The organism is Clostridium sp. UBA871, assembly GCF_002295255.1.
Classification (GTDB): domain Bacteria; phylum Bacillota; class Clostridia; order Clostridiales; family Clostridiaceae; genus Clostridium_J; species Clostridium_J sulfidigenes.
On record NZ_DBFV01000003.1, the window covers coordinates 766170 to 792065 of the forward strand.

At 30.3% G+C, this 25896-nt stretch carries 22 protein-coding genes and 2 riboswitches; of the genes, 20 read left to right on the forward strand and 2 right to left on the reverse strand.

From position 1 onward, the window contains the following. The first annotated feature begins 2 nt into the window (after positions 1 to 2). Together sdaAA and cax are read left to right on the forward strand one after the other, a co-directional pair. Positions 3 to 881, forward strand: a complete 879-nt coding sequence (gene sdaAA / locus B3086_RS05320; protein ID WP_346848963.1) for an L-serine ammonia-lyase, iron-sulfur-dependent, subunit alpha — start codon at positions 3 to 5, stop codon at positions 879 to 881. A 118-nt stretch (positions 882 to 999) separates the two neighbouring features. Further along, positions 1000 to 2085, forward strand: coding sequence for a calcium/proton exchanger (gene cax, locus B3086_RS05325; protein ID WP_346848964.1), 1086 nt, complete (start codon positions 1000 to 1002; stop codon positions 2083 to 2085). 59 nt (positions 2086 to 2144) lie between these two features. Here the strand turns inward: cax and pssA are convergent, their stop codons facing one another. Next, positions 2145 to 2657, reverse strand: a complete 513-nt coding sequence (gene pssA / locus B3086_RS05330) for a CDP-diacylglycerol--serine O-phosphatidyltransferase (RefSeq protein WP_035132430.1) — start codon at positions 2655 to 2657, stop codon at positions 2145 to 2147. A gap of 238 nt (positions 2658 to 2895) precedes the next feature. Here pssA and B3086_RS05335 point away from each other — a divergent pair, with 238 nt between their 5' ends. Together B3086_RS05335 and B3086_RS05340 are read left to right on the forward strand one after the other, a co-directional pair. Further along, positions 2896 to 3783, forward strand: coding sequence for a YegS/Rv2252/BmrU family lipid kinase (locus B3086_RS05335; RefSeq protein ID WP_346848965.1), 888 nt, complete (start codon positions 2896 to 2898; stop codon positions 3781 to 3783). A 341-nt stretch (positions 3784 to 4124) separates the two neighbouring features. Further along, complete coding sequence (locus B3086_RS05340) at positions 4125 to 4511, forward strand: hypothetical protein (RefSeq protein WP_346892914.1); 387 nt, start codon at positions 4125 to 4127, stop codon at positions 4509 to 4511. Positions 4512 to 4592: 81 nt separating this feature from the next. Here the strand turns inward: B3086_RS05340 and B3086_RS05345 are convergent, their stop codons facing one another. Next, positions 4593 to 6524: a YgiQ family radical SAM protein gene (locus B3086_RS05345; protein ID WP_346880645.1), complete on the reverse strand. Its 1932-nt coding sequence runs from the start codon at positions 6522 to 6524 to the stop codon at positions 4593 to 4595. A gap of 487 nt (positions 6525 to 7011) precedes the next feature. Between B3086_RS05345 and B3086_RS05350 the strand changes: the two genes are divergently transcribed. The 16 genes from B3086_RS05350 to B3086_RS05425 all read left to right on the forward strand — a co-directional run bounded on the left by B3086_RS05350 (position 7012) and on the right by B3086_RS05425 (position 25889). After that, positions 7012 to 8274: a magnesium transporter MgtE N-terminal domain-containing protein gene (locus B3086_RS05350; RefSeq protein ID WP_346848968.1), complete on the forward strand. Its 1263-nt coding sequence runs from the start codon at positions 7012 to 7014 to the stop codon at positions 8272 to 8274. A 140-nt stretch (positions 8275 to 8414) separates the two neighbouring features. Then, positions 8415 to 9764 (forward strand): VanW family protein, encoded by a 1350-nt coding sequence (locus B3086_RS05355; RefSeq protein WP_346848969.1) that lies wholly within the window; start codon positions 8415 to 8417, stop codon positions 9762 to 9764. A gap of 137 nt (positions 9765 to 9901) precedes the next feature. Continuing rightward, positions 9902 to 10858 carry an AAA family ATPase gene (locus tag B3086_RS05360; protein WP_035132421.1) on the forward strand — a complete coding sequence of 319 codons (957 nt, stop codon included), beginning with the start codon at positions 9902 to 9904 and terminating at the stop codon, positions 10856 to 10858. Positions 10859 to 10952: 94 nt separating this feature from the next. Beyond that, positions 10953 to 12014 carry a DUF58 domain-containing protein gene (locus B3086_RS05365; protein WP_346848970.1) on the forward strand — a complete coding sequence of 354 codons (1062 nt, stop codon included), beginning with the start codon at positions 10953 to 10955 and terminating at the stop codon, positions 12012 to 12014. Between the two features lie 4 nt (positions 12015 to 12018). Continuing rightward, positions 12019 to 14424 (forward strand): transglutaminase-like domain-containing protein, encoded by a 2406-nt coding sequence (locus B3086_RS05370; RefSeq protein ID WP_346848971.1) that lies wholly within the window; start codon positions 12019 to 12021, stop codon positions 14422 to 14424. Continuing rightward, positions 14424 to 15245, forward strand: a complete 822-nt coding sequence (locus B3086_RS05375) for a Cof-type HAD-IIB family hydrolase (protein ID WP_346848972.1) — start codon at positions 14424 to 14426, stop codon at positions 15243 to 15245. Before B3086_RS05370 ends, B3086_RS05375 begins: the two co-directional genes overlap by 1 nt. Before the next feature lie 105 nt (positions 15246 to 15350). Further along, positions 15351 to 15818 (forward strand): tRNA (cytidine(34)-2'-O)-methyltransferase, encoded by a 468-nt coding sequence (locus tag B3086_RS05380; RefSeq protein ID WP_346892916.1) that lies wholly within the window; start codon positions 15351 to 15353, stop codon positions 15816 to 15818. Between the two features lie 513 nt (positions 15819 to 16331). Next, a riboswitch (glycine riboswitch) is annotated at positions 16332 to 16437 on the forward strand. A gap of 3 nt (positions 16438 to 16440) precedes the next feature. After that, a riboswitch (glycine riboswitch) is annotated at positions 16441 to 16495 on the forward strand. Positions 16496 to 16563: 68 nt separating this feature from the next. Next, a complete protein-coding gene (locus B3086_RS05385; protein WP_035132414.1) occupies positions 16564 to 16941 on the forward strand; it encodes a GrdX family protein in 378 nt (125 codons plus the stop codon). A 15-nt stretch (positions 16942 to 16956) separates the two neighbouring features. Beyond that, positions 16957 to 17880 carry a thioredoxin-disulfide reductase gene (gene trxB / locus B3086_RS05390; RefSeq protein ID WP_346848973.1) on the forward strand — a complete coding sequence of 308 codons (924 nt, stop codon included), beginning with the start codon at positions 16957 to 16959 and terminating at the stop codon, positions 17878 to 17880. Positions 17881 to 17952: 72 nt separating this feature from the next. Further along, positions 17953 to 18282: a thioredoxin family protein gene (locus B3086_RS05395; RefSeq protein WP_035132410.1), complete on the forward strand. Its 330-nt coding sequence runs from the start codon at positions 17953 to 17955 to the stop codon at positions 18280 to 18282. 100 nt (positions 18283 to 18382) lie between these two features. Further along, positions 18383 to 19669: a glycine/sarcosine/betaine reductase component B subunit gene (locus tag B3086_RS05400; RefSeq protein WP_346848974.1), complete on the forward strand. Its 1287-nt coding sequence runs from the start codon at positions 18383 to 18385 to the stop codon at positions 19667 to 19669. Between the two features lie 65 nt (positions 19670 to 19734). Continuing rightward, positions 19735 to 20202, forward strand: coding sequence for a glycine/sarcosine/betaine reductase complex selenoprotein A (gene grdA, locus B3086_RS05405; protein WP_343826952.1), 468 nt, complete (start codon positions 19735 to 19737; stop codon positions 20200 to 20202). 86 nt (positions 20203 to 20288) lie between these two features. Beyond that, positions 20289 to 21593: a glycine reductase complex selenoprotein B gene (gene grdB, locus B3086_RS05410; RefSeq protein WP_346848975.1), complete on the forward strand. Its 1305-nt coding sequence runs from the start codon at positions 20289 to 20291 to the stop codon at positions 21591 to 21593. Positions 21594 to 21768: 175 nt separating this feature from the next. Further along, a complete protein-coding gene (gene grdC, locus B3086_RS05415; RefSeq protein ID WP_346848976.1) occupies positions 21769 to 23307 on the forward strand; it encodes a glycine/sarcosine/betaine reductase complex component C subunit beta in 1539 nt (512 codons plus the stop codon). 100 nt (positions 23308 to 23407) lie between these two features. Beyond that, entirely contained in the window at positions 23408 to 24571 is a 1164-nt protein-coding gene (gene grdD / locus B3086_RS05420) for a glycine/sarcosine/betaine reductase complex component C subunit alpha (protein WP_346848977.1), read from the forward strand. 217 nt (positions 24572 to 24788) lie between these two features. Continuing rightward, positions 24789 to 25889, forward strand: coding sequence for a BMP family ABC transporter substrate-binding protein (locus tag B3086_RS05425; RefSeq protein WP_346848978.1), 1101 nt, complete (start codon positions 24789 to 24791; stop codon positions 25887 to 25889). Positions 25890 to 25896: the final 7 nt, after the last annotated feature.

The window sequence follows — 25896 nt, forward strand, 5'->3', positions numbered from 1 at the left end:
TAATGTTTTTATCAAAGGCAACAGAAATAATTGAATTATGTAATAAAGAGAACATAACCATTGCAGAATATACTATAAGAGAGGAACTGGAATCTTCAGAAACTTCTAGGGAAAAATTAATTGAAATGATGAGAGAAAATCTAAAAGTTATGAAGTCTGCAACTCAAGAAGCTATGGATAAAGAGATTATATCTATAAGCGGTCTTATAGGTGGTGATGCAACTAAGATTAGAAAGTACTTCCAAGAAAAAGAAACCTTATGTGGTGATTTTATAGTCAAAGCTATGGCAAGAGCATTATCTTGTTCTGAGGTTAATGCAGCCATGGGAAGAATAGTAGCAGCACCTACTGCAGGGAGCTGTGGTATTATACCTGCAGCTATTATTACAGCAGGGGAGAAATTAAATAAAACTGATGATGAAATGATAACTGCTTTATTTACAGCTTCGGGGGTTGGGATTTTAATTGCTAAAAATGCAACTCTAGCAGGTGCTGAAGGTGGATGTCAAGCAGAATGTGGTAGTGCAGCTGCTATGGCTGCAGCTGCCATTGTAGAAATGATGGGAGGAACTCCTAAAATGGCATTTGATGCAGGGGCTATGGTAATAAAAAATGTGGAAGGCTTAGTTTGTGATCCAATAGCGGGATTAGTTGAGATACCATGCGCTAAAAGAAATGTAGCAGGAGCGGTAAGTGCCCTTACCATGGCAGACGTGGCAATGGCAGGTGTTGAGAGTAAGATTCCTTTTGATGATACAGTCATATCTATGTACAAAATAGGAAGAGCCTTGCCTAGTGAATTAAGAGAAACTGCCTTAGGTGGTCTTGCAGTAACTCCATGTGGTCAAAAGTTAAAAGAAAAAGTATTTTCTAATAAATAAAAAACTAAAATAAAGTATTTCATTACAGTTACACCTTTAGTAAAAAATATAGGTGTAACTGTTTCTTTATGAAATGAATAGAGTAAATATATATCTATGTTATATTGTGGAGGAAAATATGAAAGACTTTAAGAAAAAAGATTTTATTGGAAAAGAAGAAGTAGTAACATTAACCATAGTATTAATCTCTATTGTACTGCTTTTTATAAATATAAATTCTAACATAATTAATGTTATAATGTATTCATTAGTAATGATCCCTTTAGCCATTTTATTAGGAAGAGGAACTTCAAAAATATCAGATTATATAGGTGAAAAAAGAGGCGGCCTTATTTCAGCTACAGCAGGTAATGTGCCAGAACTTATGATGGGACTTTGGTCTATAAAGTATGGTATGATTTCCATGGCAAAGGCAGGGCTCTTAGGTGCTGTTATTACAAATATGCTACTGGGGTTAGGAATTGCAGTGTTTTGTGGTGGTATAAAATATAGGGAACAAAAATTTAATAAAATAATTGCACGTACAAATTTAAATATGTTATTTTTAGTTATGTTTACTATAATAATTGTATCCGCTTTAAATAGATACTCTATTGTTGATAATGGTAGTTTTCAAAAAATAAGTTTAATCATAGGTGTTGTATTGATATGCGTATATATATTAGGGCTAATATTTTCCTTATATACCCATAGTAATTTATTTATATTAGATGAAAAAAAAATGTTACCTAAGAATGGTGATAAGAACGACACTAGAAAAGTATTTGGGTTAATTATTATTGTAACTATACTTTTATATTTTATAAGTGAAAGATTAGTTGGTGGTGTAAATGCCATTGTTGAAGAATATAAAGTTTCACAAGAATTTTTAGGAATAATATTGATTCCACTTTTAGGCTCCTTTGGTGAAAATGCATCAAGCATAGTATGTGCTTTAGAAAATAAAATAGATGCTAGTCTAGAAACTGCCATAGGTTCTAGTATACAAATTACTATGTTTGTGATTCCTATATTAGTTATTTGCTCTTCCTTTATGGGGTTCCAAGTAAACCTACTGTTTTCAACTTTTCAAATAGTAACCATGTCTATAGCTATGGGAATGTCTTATTTTGTGTTTCAAGATGGTAAGACCTATTGGTTTGAAGGGGCGTTACTTATAGCAGTATATTTAGTGGTTACTCTTTCATACTATTATGTGGTTTAGAATATATTCATGAGTAATATTAAAAGCGACTATNNATAGTCGCTTTTAATATTACTATTTTATTTTTTCTTAATTTGAAAATGACTAACCATAAGGTATGAAAGCAATGTCATAAATACCATTGGAATGATTGATGGGATGGGTCTTACCGTAGAAAAAATCTCAAGTACAGCTAGTAAACTACCAGCTATAGTTATAGGTATGCCAGTAAAAACATTATTAAAATCTGTACAATTATATCTAGCTAAACGAAAAGCTCCTGCCACAGGGAATAATACTAATAAAATTTTACCTAAAAGTCCAAAATTACTAAATCCATATAGGGAAAAGGCTAAAATTGATGGAGCTACGCCAAAGGAAACTAAGTCCGCTAGAGAATCAAGTTCTTTTCCCAGTTCACTATGAGTGTTTAAAAAACGTGCTACAGTACCATCGTATCTATCAAGGATTCCTCCTAATAAGATTAAAATTCCAGCTGTAGTAAAATCATTATTTATAGTAAATTGTATTGATAAAACTCCACAAATTAAGTTACCCAAAGTCATAGAATTTGGGATAATAGATTTATTCACACTATCACCTCTATTTTATTATATACATTTTGGTTACCATTGTAAAATATATATGCAGTGAAAGTAAAAATTAATTGTTAAATATAAAAAAGCATGAATAAATTTTAAAATTTGAAAAAAGGTTTTTAAAATGGTAATATGATATAGATTAAGGTAAATAAAGTATTATATATAATTATAAATAATATTCATGGGCATAATTAAGTTATATTGTTTATAAATAATATAGGAGGAAATTATGAAAAGAGTTAAATTTATTTATAATCCTTACTCGGGAGAAAATTCAATAATAAACAACATAGATAAGGTAATCAAAATTCATCAACAGTATGGATATACTATAGAACCTTTTAGAATTAGTCATGATTCTGATATTAGAGATGCGCTCATTGAAATAGATGAAAGCTATAAGTATATACTAATAGCAGGTGGAGATGGGACTATTGATTCAGTAATAAATAAGATGAAGCAAAATAACGTAGATATTCCTGTAGGCTTTTTACCAGTAGGTACAGCTAATGATTTTGCTAAATACTTAGGAGTGCCTAATGATATATCTGCTTCTTGTAAGCAAATTTTAGATGGGAAGGTCAAGCGTTTTGATCTTGGTAGAATAAATGATAAATACTTTGTAAATGTAGCTAGTGCAGGACTGTTTACAGATATATCTCAAAAAACTGATAATAGTCTTAAAAACACAATGGGAAAGCTGGCTTATTATGTAAAAGCTGCAGAAGAGGTTAAAAATCTAAAAAAAATAGATGTTAAGATTACTTCTCCAGTAGTAAATTTTGAAGGTAAAATATATACTATACTAGTATTTAATGGTCAAACAGCAGGAAATATTAAATTTGCAGATTACTCAGAAGCAGATGATGGATTATTAGATGTGGTTGTTATAAAAAAGGAAATTTTGAAAAATGCTTTTAATAATTTAATTATTATGATGAAAAAGGGTCAAGTTGCTGATATGGATGGAATACTTTATTTCAAATGTAAAGAGCTAACCATAGATTGTGATGAGAATATAGCTACAGATATTGATGGAGAAAAAGGCCCTGATTTTCCACTTAAAATCACCTGCGAACGTAGGTCTATTAAAATAATAGGATGCAAAGAGGAGTAATGTTTTCATAAAACATATAAAAAAGTAATATATATAAATATAATTATTATTTTGGAGTGTGGATATTGAATATTTATATATATTTGTTTTTAATTTTAGCCATGATATTTTTGAGTTATGAGTCTATAACCTCAAGCATAAGGTATTGCCCTGTTAAAATAAAAGAAGTACTTACCATATCTTTTATCCTAATTATATTAAGAATAGTTAGCTTACTAGTGCTTCTTCTAGCAGATAACATGAAAAGTGTATACTTAATGAAGAATTTAGTGTTTTTAAACATTATATATATTCCTATAATTATATATATTTGTTTATATGTTTTTTATAGAAATACAAGGATGGATATAAAATGGTTTTATGGAATTTTTATTATGGGCATAGTTATTTATTTGATATGTATGTTTAAAGTTCCTATGGAGTATTATATATCATTATCCTATGGATATAATGTTATTCTAAGTAATCTGTTACCATATAAAATATTATTGTGTATTAATGGATTATCGTTTTTTATGGGGATAAAAAGCTTTAGGTATAAGCATAGTGTAAAGTGGGGGGCAGCATTAATTGGTATAGCTTCTCTAGTATTTGTAGGAACCACTGCAGTAACATTACAAAGCAGTGAGAATATAGGTTATTTGTTGTTAGGTGATTTATCATGGATGATAGTACTTTATGGAAGCATTAGAACTTTTAAACAGAGAATAGTAAAAGGCATAAGATAGATATAAAATAAAAGGCTATTTGAGATTTATGTTTAATTAAAATCTTAAATAGCCTTTATCAGTTAGATGAATGATAATAAGTTATTTTCTATAAGAAGTTTTCTTAGCTCTTTTATTTGGGGTAGTATTTTTAGATGATTTTTTTAAATTAGTGTTCTTTACATTACTTTTTTCCTTATTATTAGGAGTTTGAGAAGACTTTCTTTTTATAATAGGATTAGTTGGAATTAGACAATTCTTACCGTTACCTATTAAATCTTCTCTATGACAACTAGTTAAAGCTGATTTAACTAGATTGTGATTTTCAGGGTTCCCAAATTGTAAAAGAGCTCTTTGCATATTTTTTTCCTTTTGACTTTTGGTTACATAAACTTTTTTATTAGTAAATGGATTTATACCAGTATAATATATGGTAGTTGATAAACTACCTGGTGTAGGATAAAAGTCTTGAACTTGTTCTGGCATATGTCCCATGGATTTTATATATTGTCCTAGCTCTATGGCAGCATTTAAATCACTACCAGGATGACTAGACATAAGATAGGGTACCACAAACTGTTTCTTTCCTAATTTTTTATTAATGGCATGATATTTTGTTATAAACCTTTCGTAAACATCTTTAGAAGGTTTACCCATTTCACAAAGTACCTTATCACTTATATGTTCAGGAGCTACTTTTAGCTGACCACTTATATGGTGTTCACATAGTTCATTAAAAAATTTTGGATTTTTATCGTATATTAGATAATCATATCTGATACCAGAACGAATAAAAACTTTTTTTACATTAGGTAAGGTTCTAACTTTTTTTAGAAGACTTAAATATTCAGTATGATCTACTATTAAGTTTTTACAAGGTGTAGGAAACATACACTGCCTATCCTTACAAACTCCATGTTCAATTTGTTTTTTACAAGCCCTCTGTCTAAAATTAGCTGTTGGACCACCAATATCATGTATATATCCTTTAAAATCTTTATCTTCAGTTAAAAGTTTAGCTTCCGATACTATAGAATCTTGACTCCTATTTTGAATAACTCTACCTTGATGGTAAGTTAGAGCACAAAAGGAACAACTTCCATAACAACCTCTATGACTAGTTATAGAAAACTTAACTTCTTTAAGAGCAGGTATACCACCAGCTTCTTCATAAATAGGATGATAAGTTCTAGTATAAGGTAAATTATAAACCCTATCCATTTCCCTAGTACTTAAAGGTTTTTGAGGTGGATTCTGAACTACAAATCTATCACCATAAGGCTCTACTAAGGGCTTACCCCATACGGAGTCTTGTTCTCTAGAAGAAAGAAAATAGCTGTTAGCATAAGCTTTTTTATCAGAAGTAATTTCGTCAAATGAAGGCAACAATATATAGTCTTTAATGTCATCTAATTTATTGGTCACGTAAGAAGTTCCTCTAACTGAAGTAATATGATTAATTGGTTTTCCATATCTTAATAAATTGGCAATTTCAACTATAGGTTTTTCACCCATACCATATATTAAAAGATCGGCCTTGGAATCAAGAATTATACTTTTTCTAATTTTATCATCCCAATAGTCATAGTGGGCAAATCTTCTAAGACTAGCTTCTATACCACCAATAATTATAGGTGTATTTTTATATGCTTCTCTAGCTCTGTTTGAATACACTATAACAGCTCTATTTGGTCTATAACGACCCTTACCACCAGGAGAATAAAGATCATCATGTCTTTTCTTTTTAGCAACAGTATAGTGGTTTACCATAGAATCTATATTTCCGGAGTTTATAAGAAATCCATATTTAGGTTCACCAAGTTTTTTAAAGTCTTCACAAGAGTCCCAACTAGGTTGAGCTATAATTCCCACAGAAAAACCTTCGCTTTCTAAAAGCCTTCCAATTATCGCAGTTCCAAAGGATGGATGATCTATATATGCATCTCCAGTTATTATTATAAAATCAAGTTGAGAAATATGATTTTTTTTCATATCTTCTCTAGAAATAGGTAAAAATTGTGTATTACTTTTCATAGGTTTTCTTATATAAACTTACTTCGAGTAATTAAATTCTTAAAGAGAATACTAATGACAATAATAATTTCAATAATATCAGCAAGTTTATAATAAGATACCTCCTTTCTCGCACTAATTTGTACATTAAACTATATTATCATAATAAGAGACAAATATGAATAGGACTATCATAGGAAAATTTTATATAAAAGTTAGATTGACTTAGAATAAGATAGTAAATTGAATAAAAATAGAGAAAAGTCATGATATTAAATAAATATGAAGAAATTCAACCAAATTTGAATAATATAGTTACAAAATTAAAGATGTAGACTATAATAAGTAATATAAATATATTTAATTAGGTGGTGAGAAATTAATGGACGGTGGGCCTTTGTTGTGTAAGGACTGTGATGACATTTATAAATCGAATAGAAATAGAGGAGTACTGTTTATTAAGTTATAGACACTTATATACATATTCCTCTATTGAAGGAGGAATAACATGGATAGACTATCAGAATTTTATCTAAGTAGTATTTTAAACAGATGGGTTTATGATGAATTAAATTATTGTATAGGAAAGTTAGAAGATATTTATGTAACTACAGATTATGGATATCCAAGGGCTATTGGATACAAGATTAAAAATGGAAGAGAAATTGAAAACTTTGAATTTAGAAATATTGATGTGTATAAAGAAAATGGTAAATTCATTATAAAGGTTGTACAAGTTAAAGATATAATTCCAAGGAAATATTCATATCTTTTATCTCAACATTTATTAGATAAAGATATAGTAGATGTAAATGGTAAAAAAATAGTTAGAGTTGTTGATTTGAAAATGGTTAAAAGAAATGGCTATTTAACTGTGATTGGAGTAGAGTCGGGTACTTTAGCAATTGCTAGAAAAATGAAAATTGAGAATCCAATAAAGCATGTATATGCTCTATTTAATAAAGAGCCAAAAGAAAATTTAATAAGTTGGGAGAGCGTTCAATCTTTAGAGATGGTAGATTCTTCTTTAAAGCTAACAACTCCATACAATAAGTTAAGTAAGTTACATCCAGCAGATATTGCTAAAATTCTTGAAGATTTATCATTAGAAGACAGAGTTAAAGTAATAGATGGACTAGATATAGATTTAGCTTCAGATACCTTAGAAGAAGTTGACCATGATATGGTAAAGGATATTTTAAAAAATTTGAGTGAAGATAAGGCAAGGGAAATATTGGATATTATGCCCAATGATGAAATTGCTAATATGCTAGATGATATGGACGAAGAAACTACCAATCGTGTATTAGTGAATTTAGATGATGATGATGAAACTGAAATTAGAGATCTTATGAAATATGAGGATGAAGTAGTTGGTAATATAATGAATACTGATTTTATATCCTTTAATATAGATATAACTGTAAAAGAAACCATTAATATACTAAAAGAGCTTAGACCAGATGAAGAAATAGCTCATTATATATATATTGTTGACAAAGAAGAAAGGCTACAAGGAGCTGTTCCTCTAATTGATTTAGTGATATCTGATTCAGATGCTAAACTAAAGTCAATGATGAATACACAACCATTTAAAGTGGTGGACACAGATGAAATCGATGTTGCTATAGCTATAGCTGTAAAGTATGATTTATACTCTGTACCCGTTGTGGATGAAGAAGATAGGCTATGCGGGATTGCGGTTATGGGAGATATTATAGATGAAATTTTATCTCCAAGCTGGAAGCGAAGAATAAAAAGAATGTCATAGTACAATATAATATATCTTAAATAATTTTAATAGGCACTTGGATTAAGGATTTAATCTAAGTGCCTATTTTTGAAAATTTATAACTACATATTATAATGACTTACTTAGACTCATATATTTTATATATGGAGGTGAATGGTTTGAAAAAAAAGTTTATGGGAATAACTTTTCTATTACTAACAATATTGTTTATTGTTTGTTCTTTCATATTAATAAAGGTACAAATTATTATTAGAAATCATGAAAATTTTATATGTAAAGGAATTAGTATTAACAAAATAGATGTTTCATTATTAAGTAAAGAAGAAGCTATTTTTAAAGTAGATAAAGATATAACAGATATAAATTTAAATAGAAATGTAAAAGTTCAAATTGATGAAAAGAGTTATGAAATATCTTTTAGTGAACTAGGTGTTAGTGAGAATATAGAAGAGATTGTTGATATGGCATTACTTTGGGGAAAGGAAGGCAGTTTTATAGGTAAATATAAAAATATTAAGAAAGGTATAGACAGGGAGTTTTATACGGAAACAAGTCTAAAGGCTGATAGTTTTAACAAGTTTTTAAAGGTTATAGAAAAAGAACAAAATAAGTCACCGGTAAATGCAACAGTAGATCATGAATGGAGTGGATTTCTTATAACGCCTCACGAAATAGGTAGAAAGATAAATGAAGAAGCATTAAATAAAAGTATTATAGAAGCTATAAATAATAGTGTAGATGATGGTGATATTATCATAAATGCGGATTTTAATAAGGTGTTTCCTAAGATTATGGAAGATGACTTAAAAAGTATAAATACTAAGATAGCATCCTATACAACTAGTTTTATAAATTCTAGTTTTGGAAGGTGTAGGAATATTGAAATGGCAGCTAAGTATATAGATAATACTATAATTATGCCAGGAGATGAATTTAGTTTCAATAAGGTTGTAGGTGCAACCACCCCAGGAAAAGGTTTTGAATATGCAAAGGTAATTAAAAACGGAGCCTTTATAGATGAAATTGGAGGAGGGGTATGTCAAGTTTCTTCAACTTTATATAATGCCGTACTAAAAAGTAATTTATATATAACGGAAAGGAAAAATCATAGTAAGATAATATCATATGTGCCCATGGGACAGGATGCCATGATAGCTTATGGAGCTTCAGATTTTAAGTTTAAAAATAATTATAGCTATCCTATTTTACTTGAAGTTATTGTCAAAGACAAAGAAATAACTTTTAATATATTTTCTAATGAAGAAGAACGTGACCCCCATTATGAAATAAGAAGTGAAATTGCAAAGGAAATAAAGCCTAAAAAAGAAATTATTTATGATTATAGCTTAGAAGAGGGCAAAATAGTGATAGAAAAAAATGGTGTAAATGGATATATAGTAAATACCTATAGAATTAGATATGAAAATGGTGAAATAGTAGAAAAGATTTTAGTTGGTGAAAGTATATATGCTAGTAAAAATACTGTTGTTAGAATAGGAAAAGATTAAAATTATTACCCAGATATAGGCATAGAATGTCTATATCTGGGTAAAATTTTTAAAAAATTCAAAAAATTAAAAGGTTTTTTTGGTGATGTTACCGAAATAGTAAGAATAAAATAAGGGACAAAATTGGGAGGATTAAAATGAAAAACAATGTAGAACTTATTGAAAATATTGTTACTAATATAGAAAAAGTTATAGTTGGAAAACAAAAGGAGATTTATGATATCATGAAAGGTATGATTTCAGGAGGTCATATTTTAATAGAAGATGTACCAGGAGTTGGAAAGACAACTTTGATAAAAGCCATAAAAGAAAGTTTGAGCTTAACATATAGTAGAATTCAATTTACACCTGACTTACTTCCATCAGATATTACTGGTATCTCAATTTACAATGCTGGTACAGGGAAGTTTACTTTTAATAAGGGACCTATATTTTCAAATATAGTGTTAGCAGATGAGATTAATAGAACATCACCAAAAACACAGTCTGCACTATTAGAAGTCATGGAAGAAATGCAAGTTTCAGAAGGAGGCATAACCTATGAGGTAGAGAAGCCATTTTTTATAATGGCTACAGAAAATCCTATCGAATATGAGGGAACTTTTTCTTTACCTGAGGCTCAACTGGATAGATTTATGATAAAAGTACATCTTGGTTATCCAAGCAAAATGGATGAAGCTTATATTTTAAATTTGTATAGACAAGAAAATCCATTAGATAAATTAATGCCAGTGGCTTCAAAAGAAGATATAATAAATATTCAAAAACAGGTTAAGGAGATAAAGGTTAATGATGAGATTAACAAGTATATAGTAAATATTATTGATGCCACAAGAAACCATAAAGAGATAGTATTAGGTGGAAGTACAAGAGCTTCATTAGCATTACTTAGGGTTGCACAGGCTACAGCCTTAATAAAGAATAGAAATTATGTAATACCAGAAGATGTTAAAGAAAATGTTAAGTTAGTTCTTTCTCATAGGATAATATTAACCAATGGCTCCATTGCAAGGGGAATAAAGGCTGAAAATGTTTTAGAAGAAATTTTAAATGTGGTAATAGCTCCAAAGGTGAGAGTATATGTTGAAGATTAAAAAGTCCTATTTTATATTAACTATTCTGTCTTATATATTTGCTCTGTTTTCAGGAGGGAATTTACCCTATTCTATTTTTTATTGCCTTCTCTTAGTGTTGATCATTACAAGTATATATATTTATTTTGTAAGTAAAAATTTAAATATTGATGTAGTTAGTGATAAAAAGGAAATAATTGCAGGTGAAAATAATAATATAATTATAAAGGTATACAATGATTCAATATTTCCAATATCATATATGGAAATTGAAAATTCTCTTTTAAAAAGAATTATGAATAAATATAGAGGAGATATTATTTCTATAAAAATAAATGGTAATAAATTTATAAAGAAAGATATAAAAATACCAATTAGAGGTGACTATAGGTTAGGTAGCACAACGAGTATAGTTAGTGATATATTTGGAGTTTTTACTTGGAAATGTTCCTATAGCCATAAAGAAACTATAAAGGTATATCCTAGCATATACACTTTGAAGAGCATTAAAATTAAAGGAGCTAATTTAAGAGAGTTTAATACTAAAACAATAATGCAGGAGCTAAACAAAGGACCAGAAAGCTTAGAAACTATCAAAAATATTAGAGAATATAGAATTGGAGATAGTTATAGAAGGGTAAACTGGAAGGTTACTGCAAAACATGGAAAATTATTTGTAAAGGAATATGAAAGTAGTGAAAGTCCTCGTATACATGTGTTTTTAGACTTAAGAAAAGATCCTCTTAGTATGGATAAAGATGGAGTAAGAGAGGAAGAACTTGTAGAGTTTTTCTTATCTCTAATAAAATATATGCAGGAGAAAAGCGCTAATTCACAAGCTATAATTATAGGAGAAAATACTGAAGTTTTTAATATTAGCAATAAAGAGCATTTAGAAGGATTAAAAACTCATATGGTAAGTAAGTACAGTGAGGGAAGAGGTAAGTTGCCTCTTTTTATGAAGAAGTTTATGTATAATGTGAATAAGAAAAGTGCTGTTGTCATAGTAACCTATGATATGAGTAAAGAAAATATAGATTACTTTATAAATTTATCTACAGAGGGATATGAGGTTACATTATTTTATTTAGATAAAATACCGAAGGTTAGTGATGATGCTATTTCACATATGTTAAATAAAGGTATAAATTGTTATAGCATAGAAGAAATAAGGTGATGCCATGAGAGTGATTGAAGAAAAAATATTAAAATCTTTTTTAGTTATTATAAATTTTACATTAGTAATAAAGCTTATAGTAGATTGTTTTAAAATAGAGGAACTAAATTTTGTATTTTTACTTCTACTATTTGCCATGGGTATACTAATTTACCTGTTTTTTTCTAAAGTACTTAATAGTATAAGGAAAAAAATAATCTTTTTTATTATTGTTTTTATTTTAATAGGGATAATTAGCTATAAAACTTCTGGAATATTTGTATTGAAGGAAATTGAAGTAATATCACTTAATTTAAAAAATATAAATAATGCAGCCCTCAAGGCTAAAAATATTAACTTTGAGGAGTTTATTCATATATTTTCAATAGGAATTCCTTTACTTATAGCTGTGCTTATATCTATAACTCAGAAATTCATATATACTCCTTTGTTTTTTTCAATAGGTGTTTTTGTGATTTTCTGGTACCAAATATTCTATAAAAATGTTATTCCTAACATTCCTTATTTTTTAGCAGCTGTTATTATAACATTAGGAACAGGAGAATATATTAAAAAATGCAGAGAATATAGAGGAAGAGAAGTTAAAATAGATATTAATATAACATATATGATTACGTTAATACTAATACTTGCTTTACTAATTCCTGGATTAGTATTTATGTTACCACAGGAATACAAAGGGAAAACTGTAGACAGTGTTACTACTTTTTTTAGAAATGAATTTGCAAGAAAAAAAGAAAAGGAAAAAAATCCTTCTTTAGAAGCTTTGAAGGGAAGCTTTTCAATGAAGCAAAGTGGGTATAGTGATTCATCTACAATTTTAGGAGGATCAATAGCATTAAATCGTAGAGAGGTGTTTAAAGTAATATCAGATAAGCCTTTTTATTTAAGAGGAAAGGCTATGGATTATTATACAGGAAGATCATGGATAAAATCTGAAGATAAAGTAATGAGAAAGGTTGAGATTAATGAAGCTTCCAATATGCCCATGCATAAACTTATGCAACCAACAAAAGATGAAAGTTTTCAGACTGAAGAAAAAACATTAACTATAATTCCAGGAAAAAACTTTAAAACTACTTCTTATTTTACTCCTAATAATAGTAATAATATTATTAATGATAGTAAGGATTTGTTTGTAGATTTAATTCCTATATTTATGAGTGATGTAGAGATAAAAGAACCTTACAAGGTTAGTTATATATCTTATGGTGATTTTGATAATTATCTTGAAGGAATTCAAAATTCTATGTATAAAAAAACTCCATTGAATGAAATTTATATAATGCCTCAAAGGGAGTTTGGAGTTGATGATTATTCTTATAGAGAAAATTTAATGTCATCAATAGATACATCTAAAGGTATGGAGTATGTAAACAAAGAAAGTTCCTTTTTAAATAACTTTATGCTACATTACATGAATTATCTTCAGCTTGATGCTCCGATTAATGATGAAGTATATAAAATAGTTGATGATATATTAATTGGTGAAGCACAAGCAAAAGAAAAGACTGTGGAGGAACTAACCACTCACGAAAAAGCCTTAGCTATAAGAAGTTATTTGATGAAAAATTATAAGTATGTTACTAATGTTGGAGATAATGATGAATATAACGATTTTGTAAGTAATTTTATACTGTTAGATAAGAAAGGATATTGTACTTATTTTGCGTCTGCAACAGTAATGATGTGTAGAATTGCAGGTGTTCCAGCTAGATATGTAGAAGGATTTAAGATGTCAGATGATAAAGGAGAGGATGGTAGCTATAAGGTAACTAATGCTGACGCTCATGCATGGGCAGAAATACTTATAAACCCTTATAGAAATCAATGGGCCATAGTAGATTCGGCACCAACTCCCACAGAATACGAAGAATCTCAAGAAGAAATTGAATTAGAAAATACAGCAACAGAAAGTAATTCCAATAATGAATCTAATAATAATAAAATTAATAAAAATAAGCCAGGATTTAATGAAGAGGAAAGTGAAATAGGAGAAGATGATAAATTAAATAGATATATAGGAATATATGTAACTACAGGAGCATTAGCTGTAATGATAGCTATATTTGCTGGACTGTATCAGATTAATAAGATGAGAATAGTTAATAATAAAAGCATGATACCTTTATATAATTATTATTTAAAAAGACTAAGAACTCAAGGTATAGTAAAAAGTAAAAGTAGTGGAGATTTAGAATTTGTAGAGTCTATAAGGGATAGAGAACTACAAAATAGATTAAGAGATATTGTAAATTTGGTCTATGATGAATTTTATGGAGAAATATTATCAAGTACATTTGAAAAAAAAGAATATTTCATGTATATTGAGAATTATATTAAGGAAAGAGAAAAATGGTATAAATACATTATTAATAAGTATTTTGTATTTAATCTATGGAGGGACTAATGAAATATAAATTAATTTGTGTTGATATGGATGGCACATTATTAAATAGTAAAAAGAAAATATCTGAAAGAAATTTAAATGCAATCAATGAAGCTCATAATAAAGGAGTTAAATTTGTAGTTGCCACAGGAAGAATATTTGTGTCAGCCAATTATTATGGGGATATAATAGGGGTGAAAACTCCTATTATAGCTTCAAATGGAGCTTATATTAGAGAAAAAGATTTAGATAAAGCTATATATGAAGAGTATCTAAATAAAGAAGAATGTAGAGTCATTTTAAAATTATTAAAAAAGTATGATATTATGCCTCAATTTTATAGTACTGACACAATATATACAGAAGAGATAAAGCATTCAGCATTAATATATAGTAAAGCAAATGCAACCTTACCTAAAAATAGACAGGTAGCCATAAGAATTATAAATGAATGGGAAAAGTTATTTGAAGAAAATGGAAATCTGATTAAGGTTATGGTAGTACATGAGGATAAAGAGAGAGTTATAGCTGCAAAGGAAGAATTTTTAAATTTAAAAAGCTTTGAAGTAGTAAGTTCTATGGAGAGTAGCTTTGAGATTATGAAAAAGGGGACATCCAAGGGAGAAGCAGTAAAGAAAATATGCGAGTATTATGGAATTCATAGAGAGGAAGTAATTTGTATGGGAGACAACGAAAACGACATTTCTATGATTAAATTTGCTGGGGTAGGTGTAGCTATGGGAAATGCTGAAGAATTTGTAAAAAAACAAGCAGATTATGTGGCTCTTAGTAATGAAGATGATGGAGTTGCTCATGTCATTGAAGAGTTTATATTAAAATAGAATGTTAAACAAAGTTTTTAAAGTTATAAACTTTACATAGAAATAGAAATGAAGTATTATATCTTTATCAAGCCTGAATAGGCTTATTTTTAGGAGGACGTAATAGTGAACTTAAACATAGTATTATTTCAACCAGAAATTCCTCAAAATACTGGGAATATAGGTAGAACTTGTGTACTTACTAACTGTAAGCTGCATTTAATAAAACCTTTAGGATTTAGCTTGGATGAAAAAGCAGTAAGAAGGGCTGGACTTGACTATTGGCCACAGTTAGAGTTAGAAATTCATGAAAGTTATGAAGCTTTAAGGGAAAAATATAAGAATGGAACATTTTATTTTTGTACTACTAAAGGAACTAAATATTATAATGAACCCAATTTTAAAGAAGGTGATTTTTTAGTATTTGGTAGAGAATCTAAAGGATTACCTGATTATATAAGAGAAGAAAATAAAGATAATCTTATAAAGGTGCCTATGGTAGATACTATAACTAGATCTCTTAACCTTTCCAACACAGTTGCTATAATTGCTTATGAGGGATTGAGACAAATCGGATTTAAAAATATGAAGTAGTGTATTAAAAAGGATATGATTTAAGGTTATATCCTTCCATATTATTATAAACAGAATAAAAATTTATAATTTAAATTATAATATACAAATAAATTTATTGTACATTGGGCGGTTCAAATATATTTTAATAACAATAAAGTACAGAAATTGATTTATAGAAAAAATAATAACCATATTTAAAAAGTTAAAAAAATATCAATGTATTTTTACGTTTATACGCATAGGCATTTGAATATATCATAAGTAAATTTATTTTAAAATTTTTTTGAAAATGAAAAAAAAAGGTATATGAGTATGCTCTAGGGGTTGGTATGCAACGAATTTCTCCATATTAGTAGGGGATATATATGTAGGATATAATGATATATATAATTGACAGAATATTTTCATTAAAAAAACTTTATAGAAACTATAGAAAAATCAAATAACAAAACAATAAAAATATGTAGAATATTAGACAAATATATTATATACTGGTATTAAAGATAGCAAGTAAAGAAAATAATAATTTGGATGATATTTTCGGGAGAGGATCTATTAAATTAGGTAGCCGAAGAAGCAAGTATTTATTTTGCCAAATAAATATGAAACTCTCAGGCAAAAGGACCGAAAATGGACAAAACTCTGGAAAGCGTATATGCACCGAAGGAGCAAAACTCTCAGGTTAAAATACAGAGGCATAGGGCAAAATATATTAATATTTTGCGCTATGCTTTTTTATATTCACCTAATAGGAGGAATTTAAATGATAGAACCATTATTTATTGTAACTAACAATCCTATGTCAAAAGAAAAATTTGAAGAAAAGTTTAAAGTTGAGTTTATAGATGTGCCCCAGTTGGATATACTAAAAAAAGTAAGAAATTATATTCATAAAGGCAATAGAATACTTACTCATCCATTGATGGGAAGTGTAAAGCCCAATGAAACTCCTTACAGAACTGTTTGTGTTTCAACGGAGGTTGTCAATGGAGTTGATTTGCAGTCTTTAGAAATTATAGAAAATGCTATAGGTACAACAGAAAAATTTTTAAGAGATTTTAACACTCCAAAATGGAGTGAAAAAATATTAACAGATTTTCAAGTAATAGATTCAGACTTAATAGATCATGCTATTAACTAAGGGAGGTATATTGATATGTCACAAATTTATGACACTATAATAATTGGAGGAGGACCTGCAGGATTATCAGCAGGACTATATGCTTCAAGATCACGAATGAAAACGTTAATCATTGAGAGGGCGAAATATGGTGGTCAGGCAACAACAACTGACGAACTAGAGAATTATCCAGGTTCAATTGAAGAGTGTACTGGAACAACATTAAGTCAAAGAATGAGACAACAAGCAGAAGATTTTGGTACTGAGTTTGTTAAAGACGAAGTAGTTGAAACTGTTTTAGAAGGTGATATTAAAGTTATTAAATGTAGAAAAGGTGAATATCAAGCTAAAACAATAATAATTGCAACTGGAGCGACTCCAAGACTTGGTGGATTTAAAAATGAGATAGAGTTAAGAGGTAGAGGAGTTTCTTATTGTGCTACATGTGATGCAGATTTCTTTACTGATCTTGATATTGCTGTAATTGGCGGTGGTGACTCAGCTATTACTGAAGCTATATATCTTGCTAAATTTGGTGAAACTGTTACTGTAATTCATAGAAGAGATTCATTAAGAGCAGCTAAATCACTACAAGAAAAAGCTTTTGCAAATCCTAAAATCAAATTTATTTGGGACTCTGTTGTAGAAGAAGCTAACGGAGATGAAATTCTAGAAAGCTTAACTATAAAAAATAGAAAAACTGGTGAAGTTAGTACTTTAGAAGTTAATGGTTGCTTTGTATTTGTTGGATATTTACCAATTTCAGAACTGTTTAAAGGTAAAGTAAACATGACTGAAAGAGGAGATATAATAACTGATGAAGAAATGAGAACTAACATACCAGGAGTATTTGCAGCTGGAGATGTTAGAGAAAAATCATTAAGACAAGTTATTACAGCGGCAGCAGATGGAGCTATTGCGGCTACTAATGCAGAGCATTATATAGAAAATTTACATTAGAATATAATTTATTTACTTTAGGTAAATTATATATTAATAAATATTTATAATATGAAAGGTAGGTAAAATAAAATGATAGAATTAAACAAAGATAATTTTGAGTCAGAAGTTTTAAACAGTGATAAACCAGTTTTCGTAGATTTTTGGGGAGATAAATGTGAAATATGTATAGCTTTAATGCCAGGTGTTCACGATTTAGAACCTAAGTATGAAGATAAAATAAAATTTGCTAGCTTAAACATAGGTGGAGCAAGAAGAGTTGCTATAGGACAAAAAGTTCTAGGACTTCCAACTATGAAAATTTACAATGGTGGAGCTTGTGTAGCTACAATAACTCCAGATAAAATTGCTACACTAGATGATATCGAAGGATTCATTAAAGAATACTACGAAACATTATAATTTCAATTTTCAAGGTTTAAAAGGTTATTAGATGAGGAGGATTACCTCCCATCTTCTAATAAATAAAAAGTGACCTATATATTTTTAGGAGGTGAAGGTTTTGCGTCTAGAGATTGGAAAGATATTTATTAAGGATCTTCAATTTGGACCAGAAACAAAAGTTGAGAACGGAGTTCTTTATGTAAACAAAGAGGAGTTATTAAACGAGGTATCTGGTGACGAAAGAATTGCAAGTATCGATTTTGATATTGCAAGACCAGGTGAGGAAGTTAGAATAATACCTGTAAAAGACGTAGTTGAACCAAGAGTTAAAGTAGAAGGAAATGGTGGAATATTTCCAGGTTTTATTAGTAAGGTAGATACAGTAGGTTCTGGAAGAACACATGTTTTAAAAGGAGCTGCAGTTGTAACTACTGGTAAAATAGTTGGGTTCCAAGAAGGTATAGTTGATATGAGTGGAGAAGGTGCTAAATATACACCGTTCTCAAAAACAAATAACCTTGTGATTATATGTGAACCAAAAGAAGGAATTTTACAACATGATCATGAAGAAGCAGTAAGAACTATAGGATTTAAAGCAGCTACATACCTTGGAAAAGCAGGTAAGAATGTGGAACCTGATGAAGTGAAAACTTATGAGACACTACCACTTCTACAACAAGTTCAACAATATCCAGAGTTACCTAAGGTAGTATATGTATATATGCTTCAAACACAAGGATTATTACATGATACTTATGTATATGGTGTAGATGCTAAGAAAATAATTCCTACATTTATTTATCCAACAGAAGTATTTGACGGAGCTATCGTAAGTGGAAACTGTGTATCTGCTTGTGATAAGAACCCTTCTTATGTTCATATGAATCATCCAATAATAGAAGATTTATATGAGAGACATGGCAAGGACTTTAACTTCTTAGGTTGCGTTATAACAAATGAAAACGTATATCTAGCTGATAAAGAGAGATCATCAAATATGGTTGCTAAGTTAGTAGAATTCTTAGGAGCAGATGCTGCTATAATTTCTGAAGAAGGATTTGGAAATCCAGATGCGGACTTAGTTATGAACTGTAATAAGGTTACAGCTAAAGGAGTTAAAACTGTTCTAGTTACAGATGAGTATGCTGGTCAAGATGGTATGTCTCAATCATTAGCAGACTCAACTCCAAAGGGTGATGCTGTAGTAACTGGAGGTAATGCTAACGAAGTTGTTATTTTACCACCTATGAAAAGAGTAATTGGTCATGTAGATGCTGCAAATACTATTGCTGGTGGACACATGGGAAGCTTAAGAGAAGATGGATCAATTGAAGCTGAAATCCAAGTTATTACTGGAGCAACTAGCGAAGTAGGATTTAACTACTTAACAGCAAAAGGATATTAATTTTAAAATATAACTAAAAAGTTTAGTTTAATGATTATGAGTACATTGAAAAGGAGATAGATACTATGTTACAAGGAAAAAAAGCTATCTGTATAGGAGATAGAGACGGAATACCAGGACCAGCTATAGAGGCTTGTGTTAAATCAGCAGGAGCAGAAGTTGTTTTTGCATCAACAGAGTGCTTTGTCTGAACAGCTGCAGGTGCAATGGATCTGGAGATCCAACAAAGAGTTAAAGATTTAACTGAAAAATATGGTGCAGAGAACATGGTGGTAGTAATCGGAGGAGCAGAAGCGGAAGCATCTGGATTATCTGCTGAAACAGTTGCTGCTGGAGACCCAACATTTGCAGGTCCTTTAGCAGGAGTTGATCTTGGATTATCTGTTTTCCACGTTGTAGAGCCAGAAATGAAAGCAGAATGTGATGAAGCTATTTATGACGAACAATGCGGAATGATGGAAATGGTTCTTGATGTTGATGCTATTATAGAAGAAGTTAAAAATGTAAGAGACCAATTCTGTAAATATCTTTAATAAATAATTTTAATAGAAAATGTTAAATTAATTGACCTAAGAAATAGAATTTCTAGAGGGCAAGTCCCATGAAAGGGGGAACACCTATGTTAAAAGTTGTTCATTATATAAACCAATTCTACGCAGGAATAGGCGGAGAAGAAAAAGCTGATATTAAACCTGAGGTTCGTGAAGGGTTTGTAGGACCTGGACTTGGATTAAATGGGTTATTAAAGAAAGAAGACGTTGAGATAGTTGCTACAGTTATTTGTGGAGATTCTTATTATGCTGAGAATACAAAAGAAGCACAAGCTGAAATTATCGAAATGGTAAAAAAATATAATCCAGATTTATTTATAGCTGGACCTGCATTTAACGCTGGAAGATATGGTGTTGCATGTGGAGATGTATGTAAGGCAGTTAAAGAAGAGTTGAATATACCTGTATTATCTGGAATGTACATTGAAAATCCAGGTGCAGACATGTATAAAAAAGATTTATATCTTATCTCTACAAGAAATAGTGCTGTAGGTATGAGAGATGCATTACCTAAAATGGCTAAATTAGCTATTAAATTAGCTAAGGGAGAAGAAGTAGGTTCTCCAGTAGAAGAGAACTACATTGAAAGAGGAATAAGAAAGAACTATTTTGCAACTGAAAGAGGATCTAAGAGAGCAGTTGACATGCTTGTTAAAAAATTAAAAGGTGAAGAATTCGTTACAGAATTTAAAATGCCTGACTTTGATAGAGTTGATCCAATGCCAGCAATAAAAGATATAACTAAAGCTAAAATTGCTATAGTTACATCTGGTGGTATAGTTCCAAAAGGAAACCCAGATCACATAGAGTCATCTTCAGCTTCTAAAATTGGTAAATATGATATAGAAGGAATTAATGATTTAACTGGAGAAACTTTTGAAACAGCACACGGTGGTCATGATCCAGTGTATGCTAATGAAGATCCAGATAGAGTTATCCCAGTAGATGTTCTAAGAGATCTTGAAAAAGAAGGGAAAATAGGAGCATTACACAGATACTTCTATTCTACAGTTGGAAATGGTACAGCTGTTGCATCTTCTAAAAAATATGGTGAGTTTGCAGCTAAAGAATTAATAGCTGACGGCGTAGATGCAGTTGTATTAACTTCTACGTGAGGAACTTGTACACGTTGCGGTGCAACGCTTGTTAAAGAAATAGAAAGAGCTGGACTTCCAGTAGTTCACATGTGTACTATTACTCCAGTATCTTTAACTGTTGGAGCTAATAGAATAATTCCTACAGTAGCTATTCCTCATCCACTTGGAAATCCAAACTTAACAAAAGAGGATGAATATACATTAAGAAGAAAACTTGTTGAAAAGGCTTTAAAAGCTCTTGAAACAGAAGTTGATGGACAAAAAATATTTGAATAATTAAAATTAATGATTTAGTAATTAGGGGATTACCCCTAATTACTAAATATATTAATAAGAAGATGTCTAGTTTGCACAATGTACAATGAATAGTTTGTACCTATTTATTATAGATTGTGCAAATTACAAAATAAATTATTATAAACGCACATTATTAAGGGAGGTTGAATTAAAAATGAATTTTCCAGTTATAAAGAAAGCATCTTATATTTTAGTGAATACTCCAGATATGGTAATACATAATGGAACTACACAAACATTAGAAAAACAAACAAATCCAGATTCAGAATATTTAAAGGCTATAAAAAATAATTTAAGAAGTTTTGAGGATGTTGTAGCTTATGCACCAAATCAAACTTATATAGGAAACATTACACCAGAAGAGTTAGGCGAAATGCCAAGACCATGGGTTGGAAAGAATGTAGAAAATGCTAATAGATTTGGTAAATACGGCGAAATAATGCCACAAGATGAATTCTATGGATTAATGAAGATATCTGATGTATTTGACTTAGTTTTATTAGAAGAGTCTTTTGCTGAGACTATAAAAGAAAAATTAGCTAATCATCCATTACTAAAAGAAAAAGCAGGAAAAATTACTGGGGATGAAATGGCTAAAATTGAAGAGTTAGTTAATAATGCTGGAGCAGAAGGATTATATGTAGATGGAAACCTTGTTGGTTGTGTAAGAAGAGCACATGAGTTTGATCCAAACCTTTCAGCTCACTATATGCTTGAAAATTTAGCAGTTAAATCATCAGGAGTACTTGCTGGAATGCATCTAGTTGACAATTTAGATATTCCTGTAGAAGAAATAGGGTATATAATAGAATGTTCAGAAGAAGCAATAGGAGATATGAACCAAAGAGGCGGCGGAAACGTAGCTAAATCTATAGGTGAAGTTGTAGGTCTTTCTGGAGCTACTGGTTCAGATATGAGAGGATTCTGTGCAGGACCTACTCATGCATTAATAAATGCAGCGTCACTTGTTAAGAGTGGAATATTTAAAAATGTATTAGTAATTGCAGGTGGAGCTACTGCGAAGCTTGGAATGAATGGTAAGGATCACATAAAAAAAGAATTACCAGTACTTGAAGATTGTTTAGGAGGATTTGCTATTCTTGTTTCAGAAAATGATGGAGTAAGTCCAATTTTAAGAACTGACATAATTGGAAAACATACAATTGGCCATGGTGCTTCTCCACAAGCTGTACTTGAAGCATTAGTACTTGATCCATTAACAGCAGCTGGATTAAAAGTAACAGATGTAGATAAGTATGCACCAGAAATGCAAACTCCAGATATAACTGAACCTGCAGGAGCTGGAGATGTTCCAACTCAAAACTATAAAATGATTGGTGCTTTAGCTGTTAAGAAGGGTCAATTAGATAGAAAAGAATTACCAGGATTTATAAAAGAACATGGATATCAAGGTTACGCTCCAACTCAAGGACATATACCATCTGGAGTGCCAATAGTGGGACATGGAATAGATCACATAAAAGATGGCATTTTAAATAACTTTATGATCGTAGGAAAAGGAAGTTTATTCTTAGGAAGAATGACTAACTTATTTGATGGAGTTTCTATACTAGTTGAAAAGAATACTGGAAAACTAGACAATGAGTCAGGTGTTAGTAAAGAAGAAGTTAAATCAATGGTAGCAGATGCCATGAAGGATTTTGCAAGCTTTTTAATGAACTCTGATAAATAGAGCCTTAAAACTCAGAAGGATAATTGCTCCTACTGAAGCTTAACAATTACTAATTTATCTCTTTAAATATAAGAGGTTATTAAAGAAACGGGGTGTAGAAATGAGTCAAAATGCTACTAAAGCAATGATTGCTGAAGTATTTAATGATATAGCAACAGGAATAAAAAGCGGACAATTCAAGAAAAAAGTTAGAATAGGTTTAACTATACTAGGTTCTGAACATGGAGTCGAAGAGATGGTTAAAGCTGCTGAACTTGCAAAAGTAAAATATGGCGATTTTGATATAGTTTTAATTGGACCTAAAGTAGATGCTGATTTTGAAGTAATAGAAGTAGAATCAGCTGAGGAAGGTCATAAAAAAATGACATCTATGTTAGAGTGTGGAGAATTAGATGGTTGTGTTACACAACACTTTGATTTTCCAATAGGAGTTTCTACAGTAGGTAAAGTAATGACTCCTGGAAAAGGAAAAGAAATGATAATTGCTACAACTACAGGAACTACTTCTACAAATAGAGTTGAGGGTATGGTTAAAAATGCTATATCTGGGATATCTGTAGCTAAAGCTAGTGGTATTAAAAATCCAAAAGTTGGAATACTAAATCTTGATGGTGCTAGACAAGTAGAAAGAATTCTAAGAGAAACTCAAGAAGGTGGATATGACATATCCTTTACTGAATCATTAAGAGCTGATGGTGGAGCTGTAATGAGAGGAAATGACCTTTTAGCAGGAACACCGGACGTTATGGTTTGTGATTCATTAACAGGAAATCTTTTAATTAAGATATTCTCTTCATTTACTACAGGTGGGAATTATGAAACTGTAGGAGCTGGATATGGTCCTGGAATTGGAGAAAACTATGATAAGTTAGTTAATATAGTTTCTAGAGCTTCAGGAGCACCGCTTATTGCAGAAGCATTAAGATTCTGTGCAACTTGTGCAGAAAACAAGGTTTTGGATATAGCTAGGGATGAGTTTAAGTCAGCTAATGTAGCTGGATTAAAAGAATTTATAGATAAGACTACAAAAAAAGCTAACAAATCTCAAGAAGAGGAAGAGGTAAAAATGCCACCTAAAAAGGTAGTAACTTTCTCTATAGCAGGTATAGATATACTAGAGCTTGAAAATGCATGTAAAGCGCTTTGGAAAGAGGGTATATACTCAGAGAGTGGAATGGGTTGTACTGGGCCAATAGTACTTGTAGCTGATGAAGACGGTGAAAAAGCTCAACAGGTATTAAAGAATGCAGAGTTTGTATCTTAAAATATAGATAATAAAAATAAAATTGACTGTAGTCTTACAGTCAATTTTATTTGATTTTTACGGATAATTATGGTATATTCAGCATATAAATATATGAAATTAAATAATACTGAATATATTTATTTACATGATAAAAATTTTTTATTAGGTTATAATACATACTATAATAAAAATTTTTATATATTTATATTACTTATTTATTTCAGGAGGGTTTAAGATGAAAATGAAAAAAATAGTTGCTCTTATGGCAACGGTTGCTATGACTGCATCCCTACTTGTAGGTTGCGCTGGTAACGGAAACGATGACAAAGGCACAGCAAGTGAAGGCAAAGATACTCCTAAATCAGAAGTATCAGTAGGTCTTTCAACAGATGAAGGTGGATTAAATGACAAATCATTTAACCAATCAGCTGATGAAGGAGTTAAAAAAGCAGTAGAAGAGTTTGGAGTTAAATACACTTCAGTTGAAGCTCAAAAGAAAGAAGATTATGAACCAAACCTACAAGCATTAATAGATGGTGGTTCTGATCTAACTTTTGCAATTGGATATCAATTATATGATGCAGTTGCTAATGTAGCTAAAAACAACCAAGATTCAAAACTTTGTATCATAGACTCTGTAGTTGAAGCTGATAACGTAATGTCAGTAACATTTAAAGAAGAAGAGGGTTCTTTTTTAATGGGAGTTATAGCTGGTTTAACTACTAAAACTAACAAAGTTGGATTTATAGGTGGAAAAGATACTGAAACAATACAAAAGTTTGAAACAGGATTTGCAGCTGGAGTTAAAGCTGTTAATCCAGAAGCGGCTGCTGGACTTATAAGTGCAGATGGCAAGAACCCAGGAATAACAGTTAAATACGCAGATTCTTTTGCTGATGGAAACAAAGGTAAAGAGTTAGCTATATCACTATACGGAGCTGGATGTGATGTAATATATCATGCAGCTGGAGGAGCTGGTACAGGGATGTTCCAAGCTGCTAAAGAATTAAGAGATTCGGGTAAAGAAGTTTGGGCTATTGGTGTTGATAAAGATCAAGCAGTTTCTCTTCCAGAATTTAAAGATGTTATTCTTTCTTCGATGATGAAAAGAGTTGATAATGCTACTTATGATGTAACAAAATCAATTGTTGAAGGAACATTCAAAGCCAAGCATATTGAATTAGGAATTGCTGAAGGTGGAGTAGGAATGTCTGCAACAACTAAAGACAATACTGCTGCTGATGTAATTAAGAAAGCAGAAGAGTTTGAAACTCAAATTAAAGAAGGTAAAATTAAAGTGCCTGCTACAAGACAAGATGTTATTGATTTTAAATAATCAATGA